Here is a 23,039-nt window from a genome sequence, read left to right as displayed (position 1 = left end):
ACGGGGGCGGGTCGACACGGCTATGACACGTACAGCCTCCCCGCCCCGGGTAAGGTGTGCGTGTCATAGGTCTTGTCAAACCCTGGATCCGTCTATGCGGATCTCGCCATGCAGGCTGGCATGGTGGGTCGCACGCGCCATGGTCTGTGGACCAAGTATGTTGACGCGTACCGGGCGAGCTGGGCGCTCGCGGGAGACTACTCCCCTAGGACGGTGCGGATTCTGCCTAGACTAAAAGCTTTCGGCAAGCGCTGTTTTTATCCGTGTGTTGCCTGGTAGATGCGGAAACCGTCCGCCTCGTCGCGTACCTGGCAGTTGCCCAGCGCCCCTTCGATCAGTGGCTGGTAGCGCAGGAAGCTGTTGGCAACCAGGCGCATTTCGCCACCTTTTCGCAGATGAACGGCTGATTTTTTCAGCAAGTTTTCCGATGCCTGGTAGTTGGTGTGCACCCCGGTGTGGAACGGCGGGTTGCTCAGGATCAGGCTCAGTTCGGTCGGCGCCGCGTCGATGCCGTCGCCGCTGATCACTTCGCCCTCCAGACCATTGGCGGCCAAGGTCAGGCGGCTGGCGGCCACGGCGAAGGCATCCACATCCAGCAGGGTCACCCGGTTTTGTGGATAACGGCGTTTGACCGTGGCGCCCAGCACCCCGGCACCGCAGCCGAAGTCCAGCACATGCCCGCTCGGCAGGCCATCGAGGTGCTTGAGCAGCAGGGCGGTACCGCGATCGAGGCGGCCATGGCTGAACACACCGGGCAGGCTGACTACTTGCAGCGGGCCGTCTTCCAGGCTGAGCTCGAAGCGTTCGGCCAGGCTTTCCAAGGGCTTGGCCTCTGGCGCGTGCTCGATGGTCACCTGCCACAGCTGGCAATGGCGGGCGCTGTCGAGCTTGCGCGGCTTGCCAAAGGCCTGCAGCTGCTTGGCCGCACCCTCGATGCCACCACGTTTCTCGCCGACCAGGTACAGCTCGCGGCCCGCCAGGCGCGAGGCCAGGGCGTTGAGCAGGTAGGCGGCCAGTTCGCGGGACTTGGGCAGGAACAGCACGGCGCTGTCGAAAGTCACTTCAGGGGGCTCCACCGCATAGTGGCTGCGGCCGGCGAAGCGGCTTTCGAGCATGGCCTGGTCGCCCGCATGCCAGCTCCAGGCTCGGGCCTGGGGCAACTGGCCAAGCAGGCCGTCGGCGGGGGCGCCGGCGAGCAGCAGCGGGCCCTGGAACAGCTCTGCCTGGCGGAGCAACACTTCACTGCGCGGGTCCATGGACGACGCCTCCTGGAAAAAAGTGGCGCAGTTTAGCAGAGGCGGGCGTCGGGCTCAGCTAACCACGCGGCGTGGCTGCCCGGCGAAGAAGGCCTGGGCGTTCTCGCTGAGCTGGCCGACGATGCGCTGGCGCGACTCCACCGCGCCCCAGGCGCTGTGCGGGGTGATGATCAGGCGCGGGATGCCGGGCTCGAGCAGCGGGTTGCCGTTGATCGGTGGCTCCACGCTCAGCACGTCGGTGGCGGCACCGCCCAGGTGGCCACTGCGCAGGGCGTCGGCCAGCGCCTGCTCGTCGATAAGGCCGCCGCGGGCGGTGTTGACCACCAGCACGTTTGGCTTGAGCAAGGCCAGTTCGCGGGCCCCGAGCATGTGTCGGGTGTGCTCGTTCAGCGGGCAGTGCAGGGTCAGGGCGTCGACTTGCGGCAGCAACTCGTCCAGCGGCAACCGGTCGGCGCGTTCCGGGCGGCCGGGGATCTGCCCGCTGAGCACGCGCATGCCAAAGGCTTCGGCCAGTCGCGCCACCGCGCCGCCCAGTTCACCGTGGCCGAGCAGGCCAAGGGTCTTGCCCTCCAGCTCGACGATGGGGAAGTCCAGCAGGCAGAACTGGCTGGCCTTGGCCCACTGGCCGTCGGCTACCGCCTGGTTGTAGTCGCACAGGCGGGTGGCCAGTGCCAGTAGCAGGGCGAGGGTGTGCTGGGCGACGGACGGTGTGCCGTAGCCCTGGCAGTTGCACACGGTGATGCCCTGGGCGCGGGCGGCCGCCAGGTCGACGTTGTTGGTGCCGGTGGCGGCCACCAGGATCAGCTTCAGCTGCGGGTTGGCGGCCAGGGTCGCGGCGTCGAGCATGACCTTGTTGCTGACTACCGCTACCGCGCCCTTAAGGCGTTCGGCGACCTGCTCCGGCCGGGTGGCGGCGAACAGTTCGAACTCGTCGAACTGCTGCTTCAGGGGCGAGAGGTCGAGATCGCCCAGGTCCAGGGACTGGTGATCGAGAAACACGGCGCGACGCGGGCTGGGCATGAAGTTCTCCGAGGCTGGGCGGGGTATTGGTGTTGTGGCCATTCGCGGGCATGCCCGCTCCCACAAGACCCCCACCAACCTGCGGGTGTGTAGTACCTGTGGGAGCGGGCGTGCCCGCGAAAGGGCCTTTGGCTCCAGCACAAATCCTGAAGCTGCCGCCGCAGTGTCTAGTTCAACCTTGCCGCCCGTCAACGCCCGCCACTCATACCTTCATCACGCAAATCATTCCTTCGGCTGATTTAGCCGTCACATTGGCGAACTACAGTAGTTCCCAGACTTGTCCGGCCCGCTTTTCAGAAAAGGGATACCCATGTTGCAGACCCGCATCATCAAGCCCGCCGAGGGCGCCTACGCCTACCCCCTGCTGATCAAGCGACTGCTGATGTCTGGCAGCCGCTATGAAAAGACCCGCGAAATCGTCTACCGAGACCAGATGCGGCTGACCTACCCCCAGCTCAACGAGCGCATCGCGCGCCTGGCCAACGTGCTGACCGAAGCCGGGGTAAAGGCCGGTGACACCGTGGCGGTGATGGACTGGGACAGCCACCGCTACCTGGAATGCATGTTCGCCATCCCGATGATCGGTGCGGTGGTGCACACCATCAACGTGCGCCTGTCGCCCGAGCAGATTCTCTACACCATGAACCACGCCGAAGACCGCGTGGTGCTGGTCAACAGTGACTTCGTCGGCTTGTACCAGGCCATCGCCGGGCAACTGACCACGGTCGACAAGACCCTGCTGCTGACCGACGGCCCGGAAAAGACAGCCGAGCTGCCCAACCTGGTGGGCGAGTACGAGCAACTGCTGGCCGCTGCCAGCCCGCGCTACGACTTCCCGGACTTCGACGAGAACTCGGTGGCCACCACCTTCTACACCACTGGCACCACCGGCAACCCCAAGGGTGTGTACTTCACTCATCGGCAACTGGTGCTGCACACCCTGGCCGAAGCTTCGGTGACTGGCAGCATCGATAGCGTGCGCCTGCTGGGTAGTAACGACGTGTACATGCCCATCACGCCGATGTTCCACGTGCACGCCTGGGGCATTCCCTACGCCGCCACCATGCTGGGCATGAAGCAGGTGTATCCGGGGCGCTACGAGCCGGACATGCTGGTCAAGCTGTGGCGCGAAGAGAAGGTCACGTTCTCCCATTGCGTGCCGACCATCCTGCAGATGCTGCTCAACTGCCCGACCTCCAAAGGTCAGGACTTCGGCGGCTGGAAGATCATCATCGGCGGCAGCGCACTCAACCGCTCGTTGTACCAGGCCGCCCTGGCACGCGGCATCCAGCTGACCGCCGCATATGGCATGTCCGAGACCTGCCCGCTGATTTCCGCCGCCCACCTTAACGACGAACTGCAGGCCGGCAGCGAGGATGAGCGCGTCACTTACCGCATCAAGGCCGGCGTACCGGTGCCGCTGGTGGAGGCGGCCATCGTCGACGGCGACGGCAACTTCCTGCCCGCCGACGGTGAAACCCAGGGCGAACTGGTGCTGCGTGCGCCATGGCTGACCATGGGCTACTTCAAGGAACCGGAAAAGAGCGAGGAGCTGTGGCAGGGCGGCTGGTTGCATACCGGTGATGTCGCCACGCTCGACGGCATGGGCTATATCGACATCCGCGACCGTATCAAGGATGTGATCAAGACCGGTGGCGAGTGGATTTCCTCGCTCGACCTCGAAGACCTGATCAGCCGTCACCCGGCCGTGCGCGAAGTGGCGGTGGTAGGGGTGGCCGACCCGCAGTGGGGTGAACGCCCGTTTGCCCTGCTGGTGGTGCGTGAAGACCAGGTCATCGACGCCAAGGCGCTGAAGGAACACCTCAAGCCGTTCGTCGAACAAGGGCACATCAACAAGTGGGCGATTCCAAGCCAGATCGCCGTTGTTACCGAAATTCCCAAGACCAGTGTCGGCAAGCTCGACAAGAAACGCATCCGCCAGGACATCGTCCAGTGGCAGGCCAGCAACAGCGCGTTCCTCTCCACGCTGTAACCGCCATGCGGGTCGCGCACTGCAGCGCGCGACCCGCACGCTAGAGGGGTGGAACCTTGCCAAACGGCAGAAATACGCCATCCTTTAGCACTGCCAGCGCGCAGCCGGTGCAACATGGCAGCGAGTTGGCCGCACGGAGCGCAAATCACACTTTAGAGGGATCAAGCGCCTGTGCCTTGCTGGCTATAGTCGGGGCCAGGGGATTTTCAGGAATGGGGGAGGCGACATGCGCAAGCCGTGTCGCCGCGGGCGCAAGCCTGCAAACCGGTCGCTCGGGCCGTTCTTGAAAGGACTCACTGCCATAACAAAAAAAGTACATGGAGTAGCGTCGATGAAATCTGCAAACCTGTTCTGGCGCCGGGCCAAGTTGCCCCTGGCCGTCAGCCTTGCTTCCACGCTCGCAAGTCCTGCTTTCGCTGTCAGTTTCAACATTGGTGAAATCGAAGGCCAGTTCGACTCGTCGCTCTCCATCGGCGCCAGCTGGTCGACGGCCAACCCCAACAAGAACCTGATCGGGGTGAACAACGGCGGCAAGGGCCTGTCGCAGACATCCGACGATGGCCACCTGAACTTCAAGAAGGGCGAAACCTTCTCCAAGATCTTCAAGGGTATCCATGACCTGGAGCTCAAGTACGGCGACACCGGCGTGTTCGTCCGCGGCAAGTACTGGTACGACTTCGAACTGAAGGACGAAGGCCGCGAGTTCAAGGACATCAGCGACTCCAACCGCAAGGAAGGCGCCAAATCGTCCGGTGCCGAACTGCTCGACGCATTCGTCTACCACAACTACTCCATCGGCGATCAGCCAGGCTCGGTGCGCTTGGGCAAGCAGGTGGTGAGCTGGGGTGAAAGTACCTTCATCGGTGGCGGCATCAACTCGATCAACCCGATCGACGTGTCGGCGTTCCGCCGCCCGGGGGCCGAGATCAAGGAAGGCCTGATTCCGGTCAACATGTTCTACATTTCGCAGAGCCTGACCGACAACCTGTCGGCGGAGGCTTTCTACCAGATCGAATGGGACCAGACGGTCGTCGACAACTGCGGCACCTTCTTCTCCCAGCCAGACATCATTGCCGACGGCTGTACCGACAACCTGCGCGTGCTCAACAGCAGTCGCACAGTGCCGGGGGCGGCGCAGCAATTCCTTGCCACCCGTGGCGTGGACATCAATGAGGAAGGGGTGATGGTGCGCCGCGGCGCCGACCGCGATGCGCGTGACAGCGGCCAGTTTGGCGTGGCAATGCGCTACATGTTCGAGCCGCTGGACACCGAGTTTGGCGCCTACTTCATGAACTACCACAGCCGTGCGCCAATCTTCAGTGCTACCGGGGCCGCGCCTTCAGTGTTCGCCGGCCTGAGCGCATTGCCTGCACAGCTGCGCGCATTGGCACCGCTGATCGTGGCAGGTAACTCCGAGTACTTCGTCGAATACCCCGAGGACATCCGCCTTTATGGCTTGAGCTTCTCTACCACGTTGCCCACCGGGACCGCCTGGAGCGGCGAACTCAGCTACCGCCCCAACGCACCGGTGCAACTGAATACCACGGATATCCTGTTCGCCGGGGTCCGCCCCATTGGCGGTGCCTTGAGCAACGCTTCGCTGCTGACCGGTACGCCGGGGCAGGACTTGCACGGGTATCGCCGCAAGGAGATCACTCAGTTCCAGACCACCCTCACGCATTTCTTCGACCAGGTAATGGGCGCCAGCCGCATGACCGTGGTGGGCGAGCTGGGTGTCACCCATGTGGGCGGCCTGGAGAGCGCCCACGATACCCGCTACGGTCGCGATCCGGTGTTTGGTCCAGGCCCGCTGCCATCCACCGGTGGGGCAAACACCTGTCAGGCCCTGAATGCCAGCACCATCGCAGGCGCTGGTGCCGGTGCCTCCACCGCTAACCTGAGCCGCAACTGCGAGAACGATGGCTTTACCACCAGCACTTCCTGGGGTTACCGCGCCCGAGTCATCTGGGACTACAACGATGTCTTTGCCGGGGTCAACCTGAAACCCAGCGTGGCCTGGTCGCATGACGTCTCCGGCTATTCGCCGGGCCCTGGCGCCAACTTCGAGGAAGGCCGCAAGGCCGTCAGCCTGGGCCTCGACGCCGAGTACCAGAACACCTACACGGCAAGCCTGTCGTACACCAACTTCTTCGATGGCAAGTACACCACCGTGGATGACCGCGACTTCGTCGCGCTCAGCTTCGGCGTGAACTTCTAAGCATTCAGATCCAGGACGACACGACATGAACAAGACCAGAAGTCTGCTGCAAGCCGGTGTGCTGGGCCTGTCCCTGCTGGCGACCAGCGTCATGGCTGCAGTATCCGCCGACGAGGCGGCCAAGCTGGGCAGTACCTTGACTCCGATGGGCGCCGAAAAGGCTGGCAACGCCGATGGCTCGATCGGCCCGTGGGAACCGCTGTCCAAGAGCGCGGGCAGCGTCGACGGCAAGGGCTTCCTGTCCGACCCGTACGGCAGTGACAAGCCACTGTTCACCATCACCGCGCAGAACGCCGACCAGTACAAGGACAAGCTCTCGCCGGGCCAGCTGGCCATGCTCAAGCGCTATCCGGACACCTTCAAGATCCCGGTATTCAAGACCCATCGCGGTTCCACGGTGCCGTCCGATGTGTTCGCTGCCATCAAGGAAAACGCTACCAAGACCACCCTGGTCGAAGGCGGCAACGGTCTGAACAACTTCCGCACGGCTGTACCGTTCCCGATCCCGAAAAGCGGCCTGGAGGTGATCTGGAACCACATCACCCGCTACCGGGGCGGTAGCGTCAGCCGTCTGGTGACCCAGGCAACGCCTCAGCAGAACGGCTCTTTCAACCCGGTATACTTCTCCGACCAGTTCGTCTTCCGCGAAAGAATGAAGGATTACGACCCGAACAACCCGGGCAACATCCTGTTCTACTTCAAGCAGGAAGTGACCGCGCCTGCGCGCCTGGCCGGTACCGTGCTGCTGGTGCACGAAACCCTCGACCAAGTGAAGGAACCGCGCAAGGCGTGGATCTACAACGCCGGTCAGCGCCGCGTACGCCAAGCACCACAAGTGTCGTACGACGGCCCGGGTACCGCAGCCGACGGTTTGCGCACCTCCGACAACCTGGACATGTTCAACGGTGCGCCAGACCGCTATGACTGGAAGCTGGAAGGCAAGAAGGAGATGTACATCGCGTCCAACGCCTTCAAGCTCGACGACCCCAAGCTCAAGTACACCGACATCATCAAGGCCGGGCACATCAACCAGGACCTGGCCCGTTACGAGCTGCGCCGTGTATGGCACGTGGTCGCCACCCTCAAGCCGGGCCAGCGGCACATCTATGCCAAGCGTGACCTCTACATCGACGAGGACACCTGGCAGGCTGCGGTGATTGACCAGTACGACGGCCGTGGCCAACTGTGGCGCGTGTCCGAGGCACATGCCCAGCCGTACTACAACGTGGAAGTGCCGTGGTACACCCTGGAGGCCATCTATGACCTGCAGTCGGGCCGTTACCTGGCCTTGGGCATGAAGAACGAAGAGAAGCGCGCCTACGACTTCGGCTTCAGTGCCAGCAAGGCTGACTTCCAGCCAGCGGCACTGCGCCAGTCGGGTATTCGCTAAGTATCGCGCAACCTCGGAGCGCCCCGGCTTGTCCGGGGCGTTTCATTTTCCTGTACCGGCCCCTTCGCGGGTGAACCCGCTCCCACAGGGATTGCACAGGTTTCAAGTCCAGTGCAGTACCTGTGGGAGCGGGCGTGCCCGCGAAGAGGCCGGTACAGCAATAAAGCTGGTGAATACCTCCCCAAACCCCCGCCCCAGCCGCTGTCCATCAGTCATGTTGCTTTTTGTCGCAGTCTTTTCCAGTGGAATTGCGCCCATCATCTTCAAATACGTAGCGTTACCCGCTAGTCTCGCAAGCATCCATACCGCCGTAGTCTTCCAACCAGAACGAGCCGGCCATGACAGATCTGTCCCGTACGCATGGATTCACCAGCCAGGCCCTGGGCCTGCTGGACGGGCGTTTCTTCCGGCCGCCCTTGCCGGACGGCCATGTGCCGCGCCTGCGCCTGTGCCAGCGGCTGCAAGCCGGTCTCGGCGGGCGGTTGTTACTGGTCAATGCCCCGGCAGGGTTCGGCAAAAGCTCCCTTGCCATCGAATTTTGCGAAGCGCTGCCCGAGCACTGGCGTAGCCTGTGGCTGGGCCTGAGCCAACGGGATGCCGACCCTGGCCGATTCCTCGAACGCCTGCTCGAAGGCCTGCAGCAGTATTGCCCGGCGCTGGGCGGCCAGGCCATGGGTCTGCTGAAAATGCGCCAGCGCCACCAGCCGTTCGCCTTCGAGGAATGGCTCGACGGCCTGCTCGACGAGCTGGCGCTGTACCTGCAAGCCGATACTCCCTTGTTGCTGGTGCTGGACGACTATCACCTGGCCCAGGGGCCGGTACTCGACCGCTGCTTGCAGTTCTTCCTCAATCACCTGCCCCCCGGCCTGGTGCTGCTGGTCACCAGCCGCCAACGCCCGGATTGGCACCTGGCGCGCCTGCGCCTGTCGCGGCACCTGGTCGAACTCAACGAACAGGACTTGCGCCTGACCGCCGAAGAATCACTGGCGGTGATCGGCCGCCAACCCAACGGGCTGCGTGGCCAGGCTCTGGACAACCTGATCCAGCGCAGCGACGGTTGGGTGGCCGGGTTGCGTTTCTGGCAGCTGGCGGCAAGCGAGTCCGCTGACGAGCAGGCCTTGCCCCAGGCCTTGCATGGCGGCGAGGGCCTGATCCGTGACTATCTGCTGGAAGAAGTCATCGACATGCTGCCCGCCGATGTGCAGGCCTTCCTTTACGAAACGGCCTGCCAGGAACGTTTCTGCGCCCCGCTGTGCGATGCCGTACGCGGCCGCCACGACAGTGCCGCGATCCTGCGTTTCTTGCAGGCGCACCAGGTGTTCCTGGTGCCGCTGGACGAGCATGGCCACTGGTTCCGCTATCACCATTTGTTCTCCGACCTGTTGCGCAGCCGCCAGGCCAGCGAGCCGCTGGCCGACCTGCAGTTGCGTGCCTGCCGCTGGTTCGAAAGCCAGGGCCTGCTGGACGAAGCGGTGGAGCAGGCCCTGCGCGCCGGTTACCTCGATGTCGCCGCCGACCTGGTGCAGAGCCTGTCCGAGGAGCAACTGCTGGCCGAACAGAACGTCGGCATGTTGCTGCGCTGGAAGATGGACCTGCCCGACAGCCTGCTGATCAGCACGCCGCGGCTGATCGTGCTGTACAGCTGGGCGCTGGGCCTGGCGTGCCAGCTGGACGCGGCCGAGGAGCTGGCGGGTTATCTCAGCCGCTTCCTGCCCGCGCCTTCGGCGACCGCGCAAAAGTCCATGCTGGCCCAGTGGCTGGCGCTGAGTGGTGTTATCGCCCGTGGCCGTGGTGATCGCGAGCGCACCCTGGCCTATTGCGGTGAAGCGCTGCAGAGCTTGCCGAGCAAGCGTTATGGCCAACGCCTGGTGTGCCTGTCGACGCTGTCCAACCTGGCGATTGCCGATGGCGATTTCTGGCGGGCCCGCGGCTGGAACCGTGAGGCGCTGGAGTTGGCCCAGCGTGTTGGCAACCCATTGTTCGAGGCCCTGGCCCATTACGACCGGGCGCGGGTGCTGCATGCCCGTGGCGAGGTGTTGCGCGCACTGGACGAAGTGCGCGAGGGGCTGCAACGCCTGCAAGGGCTGTCGGCACAGCGGCTGTATGCCGTGCGCGCCCGCTTGACGCTTTACGAAGGCTACCTGCTGGTATCGCGCCTGCAGCCGTCCCAGGGCCGTGCCCGCTTGCGTGCGGGGCTGGGCGAGGCGCGGGCCTGCCGTGATATCAGTGTGCTCATCGGCCACTGCGTGATCGCTACGCTCGATGGCCGGGAAGGGCACTTTGCCGAGGCTTTTGCCGAACTGGCCGAGGCCGAGCGGCTGATGCACATCTGGGATGTGCCGCCGGTCTACTACCTGGCCATGATCACCCTGGTCAAATGCGAGTTGTGGCTGGCCCAGGGGCGCATCGACCTGGCCGAGTCCTGGCTGCTGCGCCTGGGTCAGACCTATGGCGGCGAGCAACCGGCGGCGGCCCCGGAGTTCCACCCGTTGCTGCCGTTGCACATCGCCTTGCAGCAGGCATCGCTCGAGCGTATCCAGTCGCGTAGCGACGACGCGGCGCAACGCCTGGCCAGCCTGGTCGAGCGCGGCCAGGCCAGTGGCGGCATGATGCTCAGCGTCAGTGCCCTGTGCCAGTGGCTTGGCTTGTTGCTGGGCGAAGGTCGGGAAGAGCAGGCCGCCCAGTTGTTGCCACGGTTGCTGGTGGCAGCCCAGGGCGGCGTGTTGCAACCGTTCCAGCCTTTGCTGGAGCAGCACCCGCAGTGGCTTCTCGAACAGCTCCAGGCTGTTGCCGCCTGCCCGGTGCAGGCCGAGTTGCTCAAGCGCCTGCCGCAGATACCAAGCGCCAGCATCGGCAGCGGCGAAGCCCTGAGTAGCCGCGAGTTGGCCGTGCTCGAGCTGATTGCCCAGGGTTGTTCCAACCAGCAGATCAGCGAGCGGTTGTTCATTTCCCTGCACACGGTGAAAACCCACGCCAGCCATATCAACAGCAAGCTGGGGGTGGAGCGGCGTACCCAGGCGGTGGCGAAGGCCAAGTCCCTGGGGCTGCTGTTGTGATATTGGCCCATCAGGGTCTTGCTCGTTAAAGTGATGGCTCGAGGCCATGGTTCGTGGCCGCGAATGCTCTACCCTAATCTTTTCCGACCAGCTGCCGATACAGCTATCGGTGGCATCGCCTCGCGCGATTTTTCAATCATTCCAAGGCAGGTCGTGTTGATGCTGCAGTACGGGCAAAAGAGCTTTCTGATCGTCGACGACTTTACCGACTTTCGCACGTCGACCCGTTCCATGCTGCGCGAACTGGGCGTGCGTGACGTGGACACCGCCGACAGCGGCGAGCAGGCGCTGCGCATGTGCGCGCAAAAGCGCTATGACGTCATACTGCAGGACTTCCACCTGGGCGACGGCAAGAAGAACGGCCAGCAGGTGCTCGAAGACCTGATCCTCGACAAGCACATCAGCCATGAGTGCATATTCATCATGGTCACTGCCGAGAGCAGCCAGGCCATTGTCCTCAGCGCCATCGAGCACGAGCCTGATGCCTATCTGACCAAGCCGTTCAACCGAGTTGGCCTGGCCCAGCGTGTCGAGAAACTGTACCAGCGCAAGACCCTGCTCAAGCCGATCCTGCAGGCCCTGGACCGAAATCGCCCGGCAGAAGTGCTGGCGGCTTGCGCCGAGCTGTGCAAGCGCGACCCACGCCTGGCCCCGCTGTGCCTGCGCTATCGGGCCGATGCCTTGCGCAACCTCAACCGCTTCGAGGAACTGGAGAAGTTCCTCAAGGCCATCCTGGCCAGCCGCCCGCAGCCGTGGGTCTACTCGGCGTTGGGCGGCCTGATGCACAAGCGTGGCCAGAATGCCCAGGCCCAGGGCGTGTACGAGCAGGCGCTCAAGGCTTTCCCAATCATGCCAGGCCTGTACGATGGCATGGCCGAGGTGCTGGTGGCCCAAGGCGAGACCAGGCGTGCGCAGAACATGCTTGAAGAAGCCGTGCGCCTGTCGCCGTTATCGGTGCGCCGGCAGTCGACGCTGGGCAAGCTGGCGTTGGAAAACGAAGACTTCGAGAGTGCTTCGAAGGCATTTCGCCACGCGGTGAATCAGGGCCAGAGCTCACGCTACAAGGACCCCGAGAACAACCTGGGCCTGGTGCAGGCGCTGATGAGCAGGAATGCCGGCTTTGGGCTGGATGCGCGCACACGGGTCGAGATCAACAGCACACTCAGCGAAGTGGCCAAGGAAAACCCCGAGGACCAAGGCCTGCAGGTGCGTGCCCGCATGATGAAGGCCGCCAGCCTGCAGCAGGCCGGCGACCCTGAAACGGCTGCAAAGCTGACCGAACAGGCGATCCAGCGCCTGGACAAAATGAACCAGTTCTTCTCGGTCGATTCGGCCCTGACCGTTGCCGCGCAGTTGCAGGCCATGGGGCAGGAAGCTGCCGCCATCGGCGTGCTGAAGAACTGTGTGGAAAGTTATGGCGATGACCCAAAGGTCATGGAGAGGGTCGGCAAGCTGACGGACGACCCCAGCGTGCTCAACGCCATTACCGAAGCGGTCACCCTCAATCGCCAGGGTGTGCGCAGTTACCAGGGAGGGCAGCTCGGCGAGGCTTTGCAGCTGTTCCGCAAGGCGCTGGGTTTGCAGCCGAAGAACATCAGCATCGCCCTCAACACTGCCCAGGCGCTGCTGCGCATCGGCGGAGACAACCCTCAGCCCGCGATCATGCAGGAGTGCCGCGACGCCCTGACCAGCGTGGCCGGCATCCCCGCCAGCGACAACCGCTACGATCGCTACCGCAAACTGCACATCCGAGTGTTCGGCGCATGAATCAAGACAACCAGGGGCTGGATTTTTCCACGGTGATCGCCTCCACCGTGCACGACCTGAAGAATTCCCTGTCGGCGTTGATCCAGTCCCACAACCAGTGGATGCAGCGCTTGCCCGAGGAGCTGCGAAGTGGTGCCGAGCAAGGGGTTATGGAACATGAGTTTCGCCACCTCAACGGCATGCTTGTGCAGTTGCTGGGGTTGTACAAACTGGGCGTGAACCAGTTGCCGGTGTGCCCGGACTACCACGAACTGGACGACTTTATCGAAGCCCAGCTGGCGGCACACGAGGAGGTGCTCAAGCACAAGGACATCCTAGCCACCTGGCGCATCGACACCGACAACCCGCTGGGCTTCTTCGACCGCGAGCTGGTGGCCTCGGTGATCGCCAACGTGATCACCAACGCCACCCGCTTTGCCGCGCATGCCTTGCTGATCACCATCGAAGAGGCAGACAACCAGCTGGCCATCTGCGTCAACGATGACGGCCCGGGTTATCCACAGCGGATGCTCGAACGCCAGGAAGAATTCATCCAGGGTATCGACTCGACCAGCGGCAGTACCGGCCTTGGCCTGTATTTTGCGGCGCGGATCGCGGCACTGCATGAAAGCGGCGGGGTGCGCGGGCGGATCGAGATCTCCAATGGCGGCGCGCTTGGGGGTGGGTTGTTCAGGTTGTTTTTGCCTTGAAACTGACAAGGATTGCGTTTCAAATTTTTGCAGCTGGAAAGTAGGTTCCCAAGGTGATGTAGGGCATTTCCTTCTTGAGGTTGCAGGGCTTTTGTCCATACCGGGCAAATGACAGTGTAGATACGACGTCTCTACATTTCGCTTGCAATCATTTGGAGGGTTTCTACTATGTATCTACCTTGGGAGATACTCATGCAGATCAAGATTCAACAGTGGGGTAACAGCGCTGCGATTCGCTTGCCGGCTGCAGTGCTCAAGCAGATGCGTCTCGGAGTCGGCTCTACCTTGAGCCTGGACACCGCGGGTGAGACCATGGTGCTCAAACCCGTCAGGTCGAAACCCAAATACACCCTTGAAGAGCTGATGGCTCAGTGCGACCTGGATGCACCGGAGCCAGAGGACATGGCCGACTGGAACGCGATGCCACCAGTAGGGCGTGAAGTGTGAAACGGGTGAAGTTCGCCAGGGGCGATATCGTCCGCATCAATCTCGATCCGACTGTTGGACGGGAGCAGCAGGGTGCTGGGCGACCTGCGCTGGTGCTCACTCCCGCTGCGTTCAATGCGTCAGGCCTGGCTGTGGTAGTGCCGATCACTCAAGGTGGCGATTTTGCCAGGCATGCGGGTTTCGCCGTCACGCTCAGCGGTGCGGGTACGCAGACTCAGGGCGTGATGCTCTGCAATCAGGTGCGCACAGTCGACCTTGAAGCCAGATTTGCCAAACGCATAGAGTCGGTACCCGAGGTCGTCATCCTTGATGCACTGGCTCGCGTACAGACCCTCTTCGATTAACCGGTTCCCGTATTCCCTATGCAGAATCCATCGCCTGCGCTCATCCGCGAAACCTTCCCCGTAGGCCCCCTGCAGTGCAACTGCACCCTGATCGGCGACCCGCTGACCAAAAAGGCCATCGTCGTCGACCCGGGTGGTGACCCGGACAAGATCCTGGCCCGCCTGCAGGCCCACGGGCTGACGCTGGTGAGCATCATCCACACCCACGCGCACTTCGATCACTTCCTCGCCTCGGGCAAGCTCAAGGAGCTGACCGGCGCCACGCTGCACCTGCACAAGGACGACCAGTCGCTGTGGGACAACCTGGAAATGCAGTGCCAGATGTTCGGCGTGCCCTACACTCCGGTACCCGCGCCAGACCGCTGGCTGGGGGATGACGAGGAGCTGGCCTGTGGATGTGGCGTGGCCTTGCATACGCCAGGCCACACGCCAGGCTCGATGAGCTTCTGGTTTGCCGACGCCAAGCTGCTGATCGCCGGCGATACCCTGTTCCGCCGGGGCATTGGCCGTACCGATTTGTGGGGTGGCGACCAGCGGGCCATCGTCCGTTCCATCAGGGAGCGGCTGTACCGGCTGGACGAGGAGGCCATCGTGGTGACCGGCCACGGGCCTGATACCCGCCTGGGCGACGAAATGCGCGAGAACCCCTTTGTGCGTGCCTGATGGCACATGAAGGCACTTTCACGGAATTTTTCGGCACCGATGCAATCCAAGGCTGGCATAGATCCCTTTATGATCTGTCGCATTCATGAATTCAGTAGGAGCTTGTCCATGTTCACCATGCGTCGTCTGATTATCGTCGCAACCGCCGCTGCCCTGATGACCGGCTGTGCCGGCCAGAACCCTTATGACAGCCAAGGGCAGGCGCAGGGCTCCACCGGGATGAGCAAAACTGCCAAATACGGCGGCCTGGGCGCGCTGGCCGGTGCTATCGCCGGTGCCGCCATCGACCACAACAACCGTGGCAAGGGCGCACTGATCGGTGCTGCCGCCGTGGGTGCCGCTGCAGCCGGTTATGGCTACTACGCCGACAAGCAGGAAGCCGAATTGCGCGCGCAAATGGCCAATACCGGTGTGGAAGTGCAGCGCCAGGGTGACCAGATCAAGCTGATCATGCCGGGCAACATCACCTTCGCCACCGACTCGGCCAACATCGCGCCAAGCTTCTACTCGCCGCTGAACAACCTGGCCGGCTCGTTCAAGCAGTTCAACCAGAACACCATCGAAGTGGTCGGCTTCACCGACAGCACTGGCAGCCGCCAGCACAACATGGACCTGTCCCAGCGCCGTGCGCAGGCGGTCAGCACCTACCTGACCTCGCAGGGTGTGGATGCCTCGCGTATCACTGTACGTGGCATGGGCCCGGACCAGCCGATCGCCAGCAACGCCGACGCCAATGGCCGTGCGCAGAACCGCCGTGTGGAAGTGAACCTGAAGCCGATTCCGGGTCAGCAGTATGACCAGGGGCAGGTTCAGCAGTAAGGCATCAATCCTGGGGCCGCTTTGCGGCCCATCGCCGGCAAGCCAGCTCCCACAGGTACTGCACAAGGCTCAAGGGCTATGCAAACCCTGTGGGAGCTGGCTTGCCGGCGATGGGCTGCAAAGCAGCCCCAGCTTTTAGCCCCCCACGCTGGCCTGGATCGCCGTCAGGGCAATGGTATGCACGATATCGTCAACCTGAGCCCCGCGCGGCAAGTCGTTCACCGGCTTGCGCAACCCTTGCAGCATCGGCCCCAGGCTGACCCCGTCGGTGCTGCGTTGCACCGCCTTGTGGGTCGTGTTGCCGGTATTCAGGTCAGGGAACACGAATACCGTCGCCCGCCCGGCTACCGGGCTGCCCGGCGCCAGGTCCCGTGCAATCGCCGGGTTGGCCGCCGCGTCATACTGCAACGGCCCGTCGATCAGCAGCTCTTGCGCCGCGCCTTGTGCCAGGCGGGTCGCTTCGCGCACTTTCTCGACTTCCTCGTCGCTGGCCGAATCGCTTGAATAACTGATCATCGCCACCCGTGGCGCGATGCCGAAGGCCTGTGCCGATTCGGCACTCTGCCGGGCGATCTCGGCCAGTTCGACAGCACTCGGGTGCGGGTTCATCACGCAGTCCCCGTACACCAGCACCTGCTCGGGGAACAGCATGAAGAACACCGACGACACCAGGCTCGAGCCCGGTGCGGTCTTTATCAGTTGCAGAGCCGGGCGGATGGTGTTGGCGGTGGAGTGCACCAGGCCCGAGACCAGGCCGTCCACTTCGTCCAGGGCCAGCATCATGGTACCGATCACCACCGGGTCTTCCAGTTGCTGCTCGGCCATTGGTGCATTGAGGTTCTTGCTCTTGCGCAGCTCGACCATCGGCTCTACATAGCGCCCGCGAATTACCTCGGGGTCCAGGATTTCCAGGCCCGGCGGCAAGGTGATGCCCTGGGCGCGGGCCACGGCGTCGACATCCTCGGGCTTGGCCAGTAGCACGCAGCGGGCAATGCCGCGGGCCTGGCAGATGGCCGCTGCCTGCACCAGCAGCGGCTCGGCGCCTTCCGGCAGGACGATGCGCTTGTTGGCCTGCTGCGCCCGCTGGATCAACTGGTAGCGGAACACGGCTGGCGACAGGCGCAATTCACGCGGCGTGCCGCAACGCTGGTGCAGCCAGGCGGCGTCGAGGTGGCTGGCGACGAAGTCGGTGATGAATTCGGCGCGCTCGCGGTCGTCCACCGGTATCTCGCGGTTCAGCGAGTTGAGCTGGTTGGCGGTGTCGTACGAGCCGGTACTGACCGACAGGATCGGCAGGCCGGCCTGCAGGGCGCCACGGCACAGACCAAGGATACGCGCGTCAGGTTTGCTGTCGCTGGTCAGCAGCAGGCCGGCCAGCGGGACGCCGTTGATCGCCGCGAGGCTGACGGCGAGGATGATGTCGTCGCGGTCGCCCGGTGTCACCACCAGGGTACCCGAGGTGAGCAGTGGCACCGTGTTGGCAACTGTACGCGCGCAGATGATGATCTTGCTCATGCGCCGCTGTTCATAGTCGCCGGCGTTGAGCACCTGGGCACCTAGTAGGTCGGCCACATCGCGGGTGCGCGGGGCGTTCAGTTCAGGCTGGTAGGGGATGCAGCCCAGCAGGCGGAAGTCGTTGCCGCGCAGTAGCGGCGAGTGCTCGCGCAGGCGGGTGGAAAAGTCGGCCATGCTTTCGTCGGTGCGCACCTTGTTGAGGATTACCCCGAGCACCTTCGGATCGCGCGGGCCGCCGAACAGCTGGGCCTGCAGTTCGACCCGGCCGGACAACTCGCTGAGCACTTCGTTTTCCGGCGCCGATACCAGAATCACCTCGGCATCCAGGCTCTTGGCCAGGTGCAGGTTGACCCGCGCCGCATAGCTGGCGTGGCGCGTGGGCACCATGCCCTCGACCACCACCACGTCGTTGCCGATGCAGGCTTGCTGGTACAGGCGGATGATTTCTTCGAGCAATTCGTCCAGCTGGCCATCGCCGAGCATGCGCTCGACGTGGGCCAGGCTCAGCGGCACCGGGGGCTTGATGCCGTGGGTGCGGGCGACCAGCTCGGTGGAGCGTTCGGGGCCGGTGTCACCCGGGTGGGGCTGGGCGATCGGCTTGAAGAAGCCGACCTTCAGCCCGGCGCGCTCCAGGGTGCGCACCAGGCCCAGGCTGATGGAGGTCAGGCCGACACCGAAATCGGTCGGCGCAATGAAAAATGTGTGCATGCGTGCTTCTCGAAATAAGCGGTGCAAGAAATTAACGGCCAAGGGTAGCGCTATCGGCACCTTGTGCGCACCAGCCGCAAGCGAAAGGCTGGCCGATGCGCTGCTCGCGCTGGGCCGGGTCGAGCACCCAGGGGCGCGCCTGCCACGGCGGCTGGTGGCGCAGGTGCTGGGTGTGGCCGCAGGACAGTTCGGCCACCCAGTGGCCCTCTTCGTCCTGGTGGAAGCCGGTGATCCGACTGATGGGCCGTTGCTCGTCCGCGGTGCGTTCGCAATCGGGCGATGGCTTGGTTACACTTGTCCGCTCTACATACTTTTGCAAAAGGTCTTGCCCCATGCTGATCGCCGCCAACAAGGCTGTCTCCATCGACTATACCCTGACCAACGACGCCGGGGAGACCATCGACAGCTCCGCCGGCGGTGCACCGCTGGTTTACCTGCACGGTGCCGGCAACATCATCCCGGGCCTGGAAAAAGCCCTGGAAGGCAAGCAGGCCGGTGACGAGCTGAACGTTTCCATCGAGCCGGAAGATGCCTACGGCGAATACCTGGCCGAGCTGGTCAGCACCCTGAACCGCAGCCTGTTCGAAGGTGTCGACGAACTGGAAGTGGGCATGCAGTTCCACGCTTCGGCGCCGGATGGCCAGATGCAGATCGTCACCATCCGCGACATCGACGGCGACGACGTGACTGTCGACGGCAACCACCCGCTGGCCGGCCAGCGTCTGACCTTCCAGGTCAAGGTGGTCAACGTTCGTGATGCCAGCGACGAAGAAATCGCTCACCGCCACATCCACGGTGAAGGTGGCCATCACCACTGATTTTCTGCGCTAAGCTCAGAAAGTCGCCAGGCGCTCGGGCAAGCCGATTTGCCTTCCTACGGGAGGTGGACGGTTTGGACGAGCGCCTTTTTAGTGGGCGTAATTCGCCTGCGCGGCAACCGGGAACCTGAGAGGGGATTCATCATGAGTGCATTTCACGACCTGAAACTGGACGCGTTGAACGGCGGGGAGCTGCCCCTCGCACCGTTCAAGGGCCAAGTGGTGCTGGTGGTCAACGTTGCCTCCAAGTGTGGTCTCACGCCGCAATACAAGGCCCTGGAGAACCTCTACCAGAATTACAAGGACAAGGGCTTCAACGTGCTTGGCCTGCCGTGCAACCAGTTTGCCGGGCAGGAGCCTGGCAGCGAAAAGGAAATCCAGGAGTTCTGCAGCCTCAACTACGGGGTGAGCTTCCCGCTGGGTGCCAAGCTGGAGGTCAACGGGCCGCAGCGCCATTCGCTGTACCGCCTGCTGGCGGGTGAGGGGGCAGAGTTCCCGGGCGACATTACCTGGAACTTCGAGAAGTTCCTGGTGGGCAAGGACGGGCGGGTGCTGGCGCGTTTTTCGCCGCGCACGGCGCCGGATGATCCTGCGGTGGTGCAGGCTATCGAGATAGCCTTGGCCTGAAGTGCCTGACGCGGTCCCTCTGTAGGAGCGGCCTTGTGTCGCGATCGGGCCGCATAGCGGCCCCCGGATATCAGCATTGTCGCAACTATCGAGGGGCTGCTTTGCACCCCGATCGCGACACAAGGCCGCTCCTACACAGATCGCGTAGCACCCAGCCTCGAAGCTGGTGAGGTCGCAGCCTGGTTCCGAGCTGCATGCAGATACCCCTCGAACTGCTCGACAATCCCTGGCCATCCCTGGTGGCTGGCATGCTTTCGCGCATTCAGGCGCACCCGCCGTAACGTCTCTTCTTCCTCCAGCAGCCAGCAGGCTGCATCGATGAACGCCGCCTGATCCCCCGGCATGGCCAGCGCACCGCTATGGCCATGACGAATATGCTGCGCGGCGGCCGCCTCGTCATAGGCGACCACCGCCAACCCCGAGGCCATGGCTTCGAGTACCACATTGCCAAAGGTTTCGGTCAGGCTCGGAAACAGGAACAGGTCACCGCTGGCATAGTGTTCGGCCAGCACCTCGCCACGCTGGACGCCGCAGAACATGGCATCCGGTACCTGCTGTTCGAGGGCGGCACGCTGCGGGCCGTCACCGACCATGATCAGGCGCAGACGTTTGTGTGGATAAGTTTTCTGCAGGGCCTCCAGGCTTGGGCGCAGCAAGCTCAGGTTCTTTTCTGCCGCCAGCCGCCCCACATGCAGCACGGCGATATCATCCGGGCCGAGCCCCCAGCTTTCCCGTAATGCGGGGTTGCGCCGGGCCGGGTTGAACAGGCAGGCATCGACCCCCCGGGCCAGTAGTTCCAGGCGTTCGAAGCCACGGCGTTCGAGCTCCAGGCGCTGGCTGAGGCTGGGTACCAGGGTGATCGCCGTGCGCCGATGGAACCAGCGCAGGTAGTTGGTGAGCAGGCGCGTCAGCAGGCCCAGCCCGTACTGGCCGGAATACTGCGGGAAGTTGGTGTGGAAGCCACTGACCACCGCAACCCCGAGGCGCCGGGCCGCGCGCAGTGCACTGAGCCCAAGCGGCCCCTCGGTGGCGATGTACAGCACATCCGGACGCTGTCGACGCCAGCGGCGCAACAGCTTGTGCATCGATACTTCGCCCCACTGCAAGCCCGGGTAGCCAGGCAGTGGCCAGCCACGGCACAGCATCAGGTTCGGGTCGCTGTGCCGCGGTGCTTCTCCGGCCTGGCGTGGGCGCACCACTTCGATCTCATGGCCGCGTTGGCGCAACCCCTCGCTGAGGCGGCCAAGGGTGTTGGCCACGCCGTTGATCTCGGGTGGGAAGGTTTCGCTGACCAGGGAAATGCGTAGGGCGGGTGTATTCATGACAAAAAGTGTCCGCCTGCTGGATTGCGCCAATGTGACTGTCATGTGACGTACAGATGACGCCTGATCGCCGACGCTTTTCGCCTTGTGAATTTTTCCTTGCATGGGTGCTCAAGAGGGGGCATCGGCAGCCGATGAAGATGCATTCGACAATGCGCTCCAGGAGAGCGGTGATGTTCAACAACAAGCTCAAGCAAGAAATACGGCAGCTGCGCGAAGACCTGATGTCCATCGAGCAGGTCAAGAGTAGCCTCGACAGCGAGATGCTGGTACTGCAACTCGACCCACAGGGGCGGATCGAGATGGTCAACGGCAACTTCGAGAGCGAGATGCTCTACCGTGCCGAACAATTGCTTGGGCGCAACATTGAGGACATCGTCCCCGCCCATGTGAAGACGCTGGATTTCTACCAGCGCATGAAGGGCGCAATCAGCCGCGGTGAACACCTGAACGGTGCATTCCGCCTGCTGCGTGGCAATGGCCAGGAAGCCTGGCTACGGTCGATCCTGCAGCCGGTAAAGAACAGCGAGGGGCGCATCAAGTATTTCACGCTGCATTCCAGCGACCTTACCCGCACCATCGAGACCTCCCGCGAGCACGAAAGCCTGATCAAGGCCCTGATGCGCTCCACCGCGGTGATCGAGTTCGATCTCGATGGCACCATCCTCACTGCCAACGACCGGTTCCTGGGCGCTGTCGGTTACCGCCTGGAGCAGATCCGGGGCAAGCATCACCGCATCTTCTGCGAGCCGGAGGAGGCCAACTCGGCCGGCTACCAGGCGTTCTGGGACAAGCTGCGCCGTGGCGAGTACGTTGCCGACCGCTTCAAGCGTATCGATGCCCACGGCCGGGTGGTCTGGCTGGAAGCTTCATACAACCCGATTTTCGATGCCCATGACGTGCTGTACAAGGTGGTGAAGTTCGCCACCGTCATCACCGATCAGGTCAACCAGGAGCAGGCGGTGGCCGAGGCGGCGGATGTCGCCTACAACACCTCGCTGGGTACCGATGCCAGTGCCCGCAAGGCCACCGATGTGGTCACCCAGAGCGTCAGCGTGATGCGCGGGCTGGAAGCGTCGATGCAAGAGGCGGCAGAGGGTATTCAGGCACTGGATACCCAGTCGCGGGTGATCGGCTCGATCATCAAGACCATCAGCGACATTGCCGGGCAGACCAACCTGCTGGCGCTGAACGCGGCCATCGAAGCGGCCCGCGCCGGCGAGCAGGGGCGGGGGTTTGCCGTGGTTGCCGATGAAGTGCGCCAACTGGCCTCGCGCACCAGCACCGCCACCGAGGAAATCGCCCGCGTGGTACAGCAGAACGAGCAACTGGCCCAAGCGGCAGTGGCGATCATCGACACCAGCAAGCGCCAGGCCGAGCAGGGCCTGGCACTGGCGGACGAGACAGGGAGCGTGATCGTCGAGATTCAGGATGGTGCGAAGCGGGTGGTGGATGTGGTGGGGCAGTTTTCCAGCCAGTTGAGTCTTTGATATGGCCTGAGGTTTGTAGCGCCTATGCAGTCGAGCCCCCGCCCAGATGGGGCTCGATCTCAGGCACGACAAAGATCCCCAACCTTGTCCATGGTGCCGGCTGAATAGCTCAACTTCGCTGAACCTGCTGTAAAAGAAGTCGCATTTTCCTACAACTGACTCAGAAACCTCCGATCCGAATCCATGATGGGATTTCCCCCTGTACACGCTGTCAGGGAGACACCTCATGTACCTGGATTACCTCGTGCCCTCCTGGCACGAGATCGAGTCACGTGTCATCGCCATGGTGGGCTACCAAAGCGGTGGCCAGTTCCGCACCAGCCTCAATGAAGAAGTCGCCTCGCTGGGCCTCAACCTGCGCCGTATAGAAGCTGTCCGCACAGCCTTCTACCACGCCGAATGGCAGGCGGCGCACATGCTGCGCCAGCGCTTCGCCGACCTTGACATCAACAGCATCGTCGACGAACTGCTGATGGTCGTACGGCAGATGGCGATGATCGTCGCCGGCAGCACCATTACCGGTGGCCTGATTGGTGCGGGGGTTGGCGCATTCGCCGGCGGCGCCGGAACCATTCCGTTCGCCGGCGCGGGCGCGGCCATGGGCCTCAAGGTCAGTGGCTGGATCCTCGGCGCGCTGGGGCTGGCCTCCATCGCCGAGTTCTTCATCGAGGGCTTGCCGCGTATCGGCGAGTACTACGTCGACGGCATTCGCTTCGCCTGGGAAGGCACCTGCGGCAATGAAGGCACGGGCCCGTTCTGCCGGGACGACCCCTATGCGATATCCCGGGCCACGCATCAGATTGCCCAAGGCCATGTGGAAGTCGTGTTGCTGTTGTTGGGGGCGATCGTGTCGTACCTCACCCGCGGCCGCGGCGATGCCCGGGTGCTGGCCCAGGA

19 protein-coding genes, 1 pseudogene and 1 riboswitch are annotated in these 23,039 nt (G+C 63.4%); of the genes and pseudogenes, 15 read left to right on the top strand and 5 right to left on the bottom strand.

Features of this window, described 5'->3' with window-relative positions:
• Window positions 1-78: 78 nt before the first annotated feature.
• Window positions 79-218, bottom strand: a riboswitch (yybP-ykoY riboswitch).
• 39 nt (window positions 219-257) lie between these two features.
• On the bottom strand, window positions 258-1,256 hold the full coding sequence (locus ACLCGK_RS11425) for a methyltransferase (RefSeq protein ID WP_410952024.1): 999 nt from the start codon (window positions 1,254-1,256) through the stop codon (window positions 258-260).
• Window positions 1,257-1,310: 54 nt separating this feature from the next.
• Entirely contained in the window at window positions 1,311-2,276 is a 966-nt protein-coding gene (locus ACLCGK_RS11420) for a 2-hydroxyacid dehydrogenase (RefSeq protein WP_410952023.1), read from the bottom strand.
• 310 nt (window positions 2,277-2,586) lie between these two features.
• Here ACLCGK_RS11420 and ACLCGK_RS11415 point away from each other — a divergent pair, with 310 nt between their 5' ends.
• The 10 genes from ACLCGK_RS11415 to ACLCGK_RS11370 all read left to right on the top strand — a co-directional run bounded on the left by ACLCGK_RS11415 (window position 2,587) and on the right by ACLCGK_RS11370 (window position 15,662).
• Entirely contained in the window at window positions 2,587-4,269 is a 1,683-nt protein-coding gene (locus ACLCGK_RS11415; RefSeq protein WP_410952022.1) for a fatty acid--CoA ligase, read from the top strand.
• Window positions 4,270-4,600: 331 nt separating this feature from the next.
• Window positions 4,601-6,487, top strand: a complete 1,887-nt coding sequence (locus ACLCGK_RS11410; protein WP_039613806.1) for a DUF1302 domain-containing protein — start codon at window positions 4,601-4,603, stop codon at window positions 6,485-6,487.
• Between the two features lie 25 nt (window positions 6,488-6,512).
• Window positions 6,513-7,877, top strand: coding sequence for a DUF1329 domain-containing protein (locus ACLCGK_RS11405; RefSeq protein ID WP_410952021.1), 1,365 nt, complete (start codon window positions 6,513-6,515; stop codon window positions 7,875-7,877).
• A gap of 338 nt (window positions 7,878-8,215) precedes the next feature.
• Window positions 8,216-10,933, top strand: coding sequence for a LuxR C-terminal-related transcriptional regulator (locus tag ACLCGK_RS11400; RefSeq protein WP_410952020.1), 2,718 nt, complete (start codon window positions 8,216-8,218; stop codon window positions 10,931-10,933).
• Window positions 10,934-11,092: 159 nt separating this feature from the next.
• Window positions 11,093-12,700, top strand: a complete 1,608-nt coding sequence (locus ACLCGK_RS11395; RefSeq protein WP_023661095.1) for a response regulator — start codon at window positions 11,093-11,095, stop codon at window positions 12,698-12,700.
• Entirely contained in the window at window positions 12,697-13,389 is a 693-nt protein-coding gene (locus ACLCGK_RS11390; protein WP_013970942.1) for a sensor histidine kinase, read from the top strand. Before ACLCGK_RS11395 ends, ACLCGK_RS11390 begins: the two co-directional genes overlap by 4 nt.
• A gap of 168 nt (window positions 13,390-13,557) precedes the next feature.
• Window positions 13,558-13,836, top strand: coding sequence for an AbrB/MazE/SpoVT family DNA-binding domain-containing protein (locus ACLCGK_RS11385; RefSeq protein WP_003259615.1), 279 nt, complete (start codon window positions 13,558-13,560; stop codon window positions 13,834-13,836).
• Window positions 13,833-14,180: a type II toxin-antitoxin system ChpB family toxin gene (locus ACLCGK_RS11380; protein WP_015268962.1), complete on the top strand. Its 348-nt coding sequence runs from the start codon at window positions 13,833-13,835 to the stop codon at window positions 14,178-14,180. Before ACLCGK_RS11385 ends, ACLCGK_RS11380 begins: the two co-directional genes overlap by 4 nt.
• 18 nt (window positions 14,181-14,198) lie before the next feature.
• A complete protein-coding gene (locus ACLCGK_RS11375; RefSeq protein WP_410952019.1) occupies window positions 14,199-14,843 on the top strand; it encodes an MBL fold metallo-hydrolase in 645 nt (214 codons plus the stop codon).
• A 108-nt stretch (window positions 14,844-14,951) separates the two neighbouring features.
• Entirely contained in the window at window positions 14,952-15,662 is a 711-nt protein-coding gene (locus ACLCGK_RS11370) for an OmpA family protein (RefSeq protein WP_015268963.1), read from the top strand.
• A gap of 135 nt (window positions 15,663-15,797) precedes the next feature.
• On the opposite strand, the gene pta is transcribed toward ACLCGK_RS11370, so the two are convergent.
• Window positions 15,798-17,885: a phosphate acetyltransferase gene (gene pta, locus ACLCGK_RS11365; RefSeq protein ID WP_410952018.1), complete on the bottom strand. Its 2,088-nt coding sequence runs from the start codon at window positions 17,883-17,885 to the stop codon at window positions 15,798-15,800.
• 31 nt (window positions 17,886-17,916) lie between these two features.
• Window positions 17,917-18,219, bottom strand: a complete 303-nt coding sequence (locus ACLCGK_RS11360; protein WP_410952017.1) for a DUF3565 domain-containing protein — start codon at window positions 18,217-18,219, stop codon at window positions 17,917-17,919.
• Here ACLCGK_RS11360 and ACLCGK_RS11355 point away from each other — a divergent pair.
• Together ACLCGK_RS11355 and ACLCGK_RS11350 are read left to right on the top strand one after the other, a co-directional pair.
• Window positions 18,218-18,703 (top strand): peptidylprolyl isomerase, encoded by a 486-nt coding sequence (locus ACLCGK_RS11355; protein WP_003259610.1) that lies wholly within the window; start codon window positions 18,218-18,220, stop codon window positions 18,701-18,703. The genes ACLCGK_RS11360 and ACLCGK_RS11355 overlap by 2 nt on opposite strands.
• A gap of 144 nt (window positions 18,704-18,847) precedes the next feature.
• Window positions 18,848-19,330: a glutathione peroxidase gene (locus tag ACLCGK_RS11350; RefSeq protein ID WP_410952016.1), complete on the top strand. Its 483-nt coding sequence runs from the start codon at window positions 18,848-18,850 to the stop codon at window positions 19,328-19,330.
• Between the two features lie 131 nt (window positions 19,331-19,461).
• On the opposite strand, the gene ACLCGK_RS11345 is transcribed toward ACLCGK_RS11350, so the two are convergent.
• Entirely contained in the window at window positions 19,462-20,652 is a 1,191-nt protein-coding gene (locus tag ACLCGK_RS11345) for a glycosyltransferase family 4 protein (protein ID WP_410952015.1), read from the bottom strand.
• A gap of 56 nt (window positions 20,653-20,708) precedes the next feature.
• Here ACLCGK_RS11345 and ACLCGK_RS11340 point away from each other — a divergent pair.
• The 3 genes and pseudogenes from ACLCGK_RS11340 to ACLCGK_RS11330 form a co-directional block, all read left to right on the top strand.
• Window positions 20,709-21,554, top strand: a pseudogene (locus ACLCGK_RS11340) (PAS domain-containing protein); the annotation flags it as partial.
• Window positions 21,555-21,710: 156 nt separating this feature from the next.
• Entirely contained in the window at window positions 21,711-22,142 is a 432-nt protein-coding gene (locus ACLCGK_RS11335; protein WP_371034491.1) for a methyl-accepting chemotaxis protein, read from the top strand.
• Between the two features lie 226 nt (window positions 22,143-22,368).
• A partial coding sequence (locus ACLCGK_RS11330) for a DUF6861 domain-containing protein (protein ID WP_410952014.1) occupies window positions 22,369-23,039 on the top strand: 671 nt, incomplete at its 3' end.

Source organism: Pseudomonas sp. S1(2024), assembly GCF_046557535.1.
Note: the sequence above shows the minus strand (reverse complement) of the source record. Positions and strands in the feature narration are given on the sequence as shown.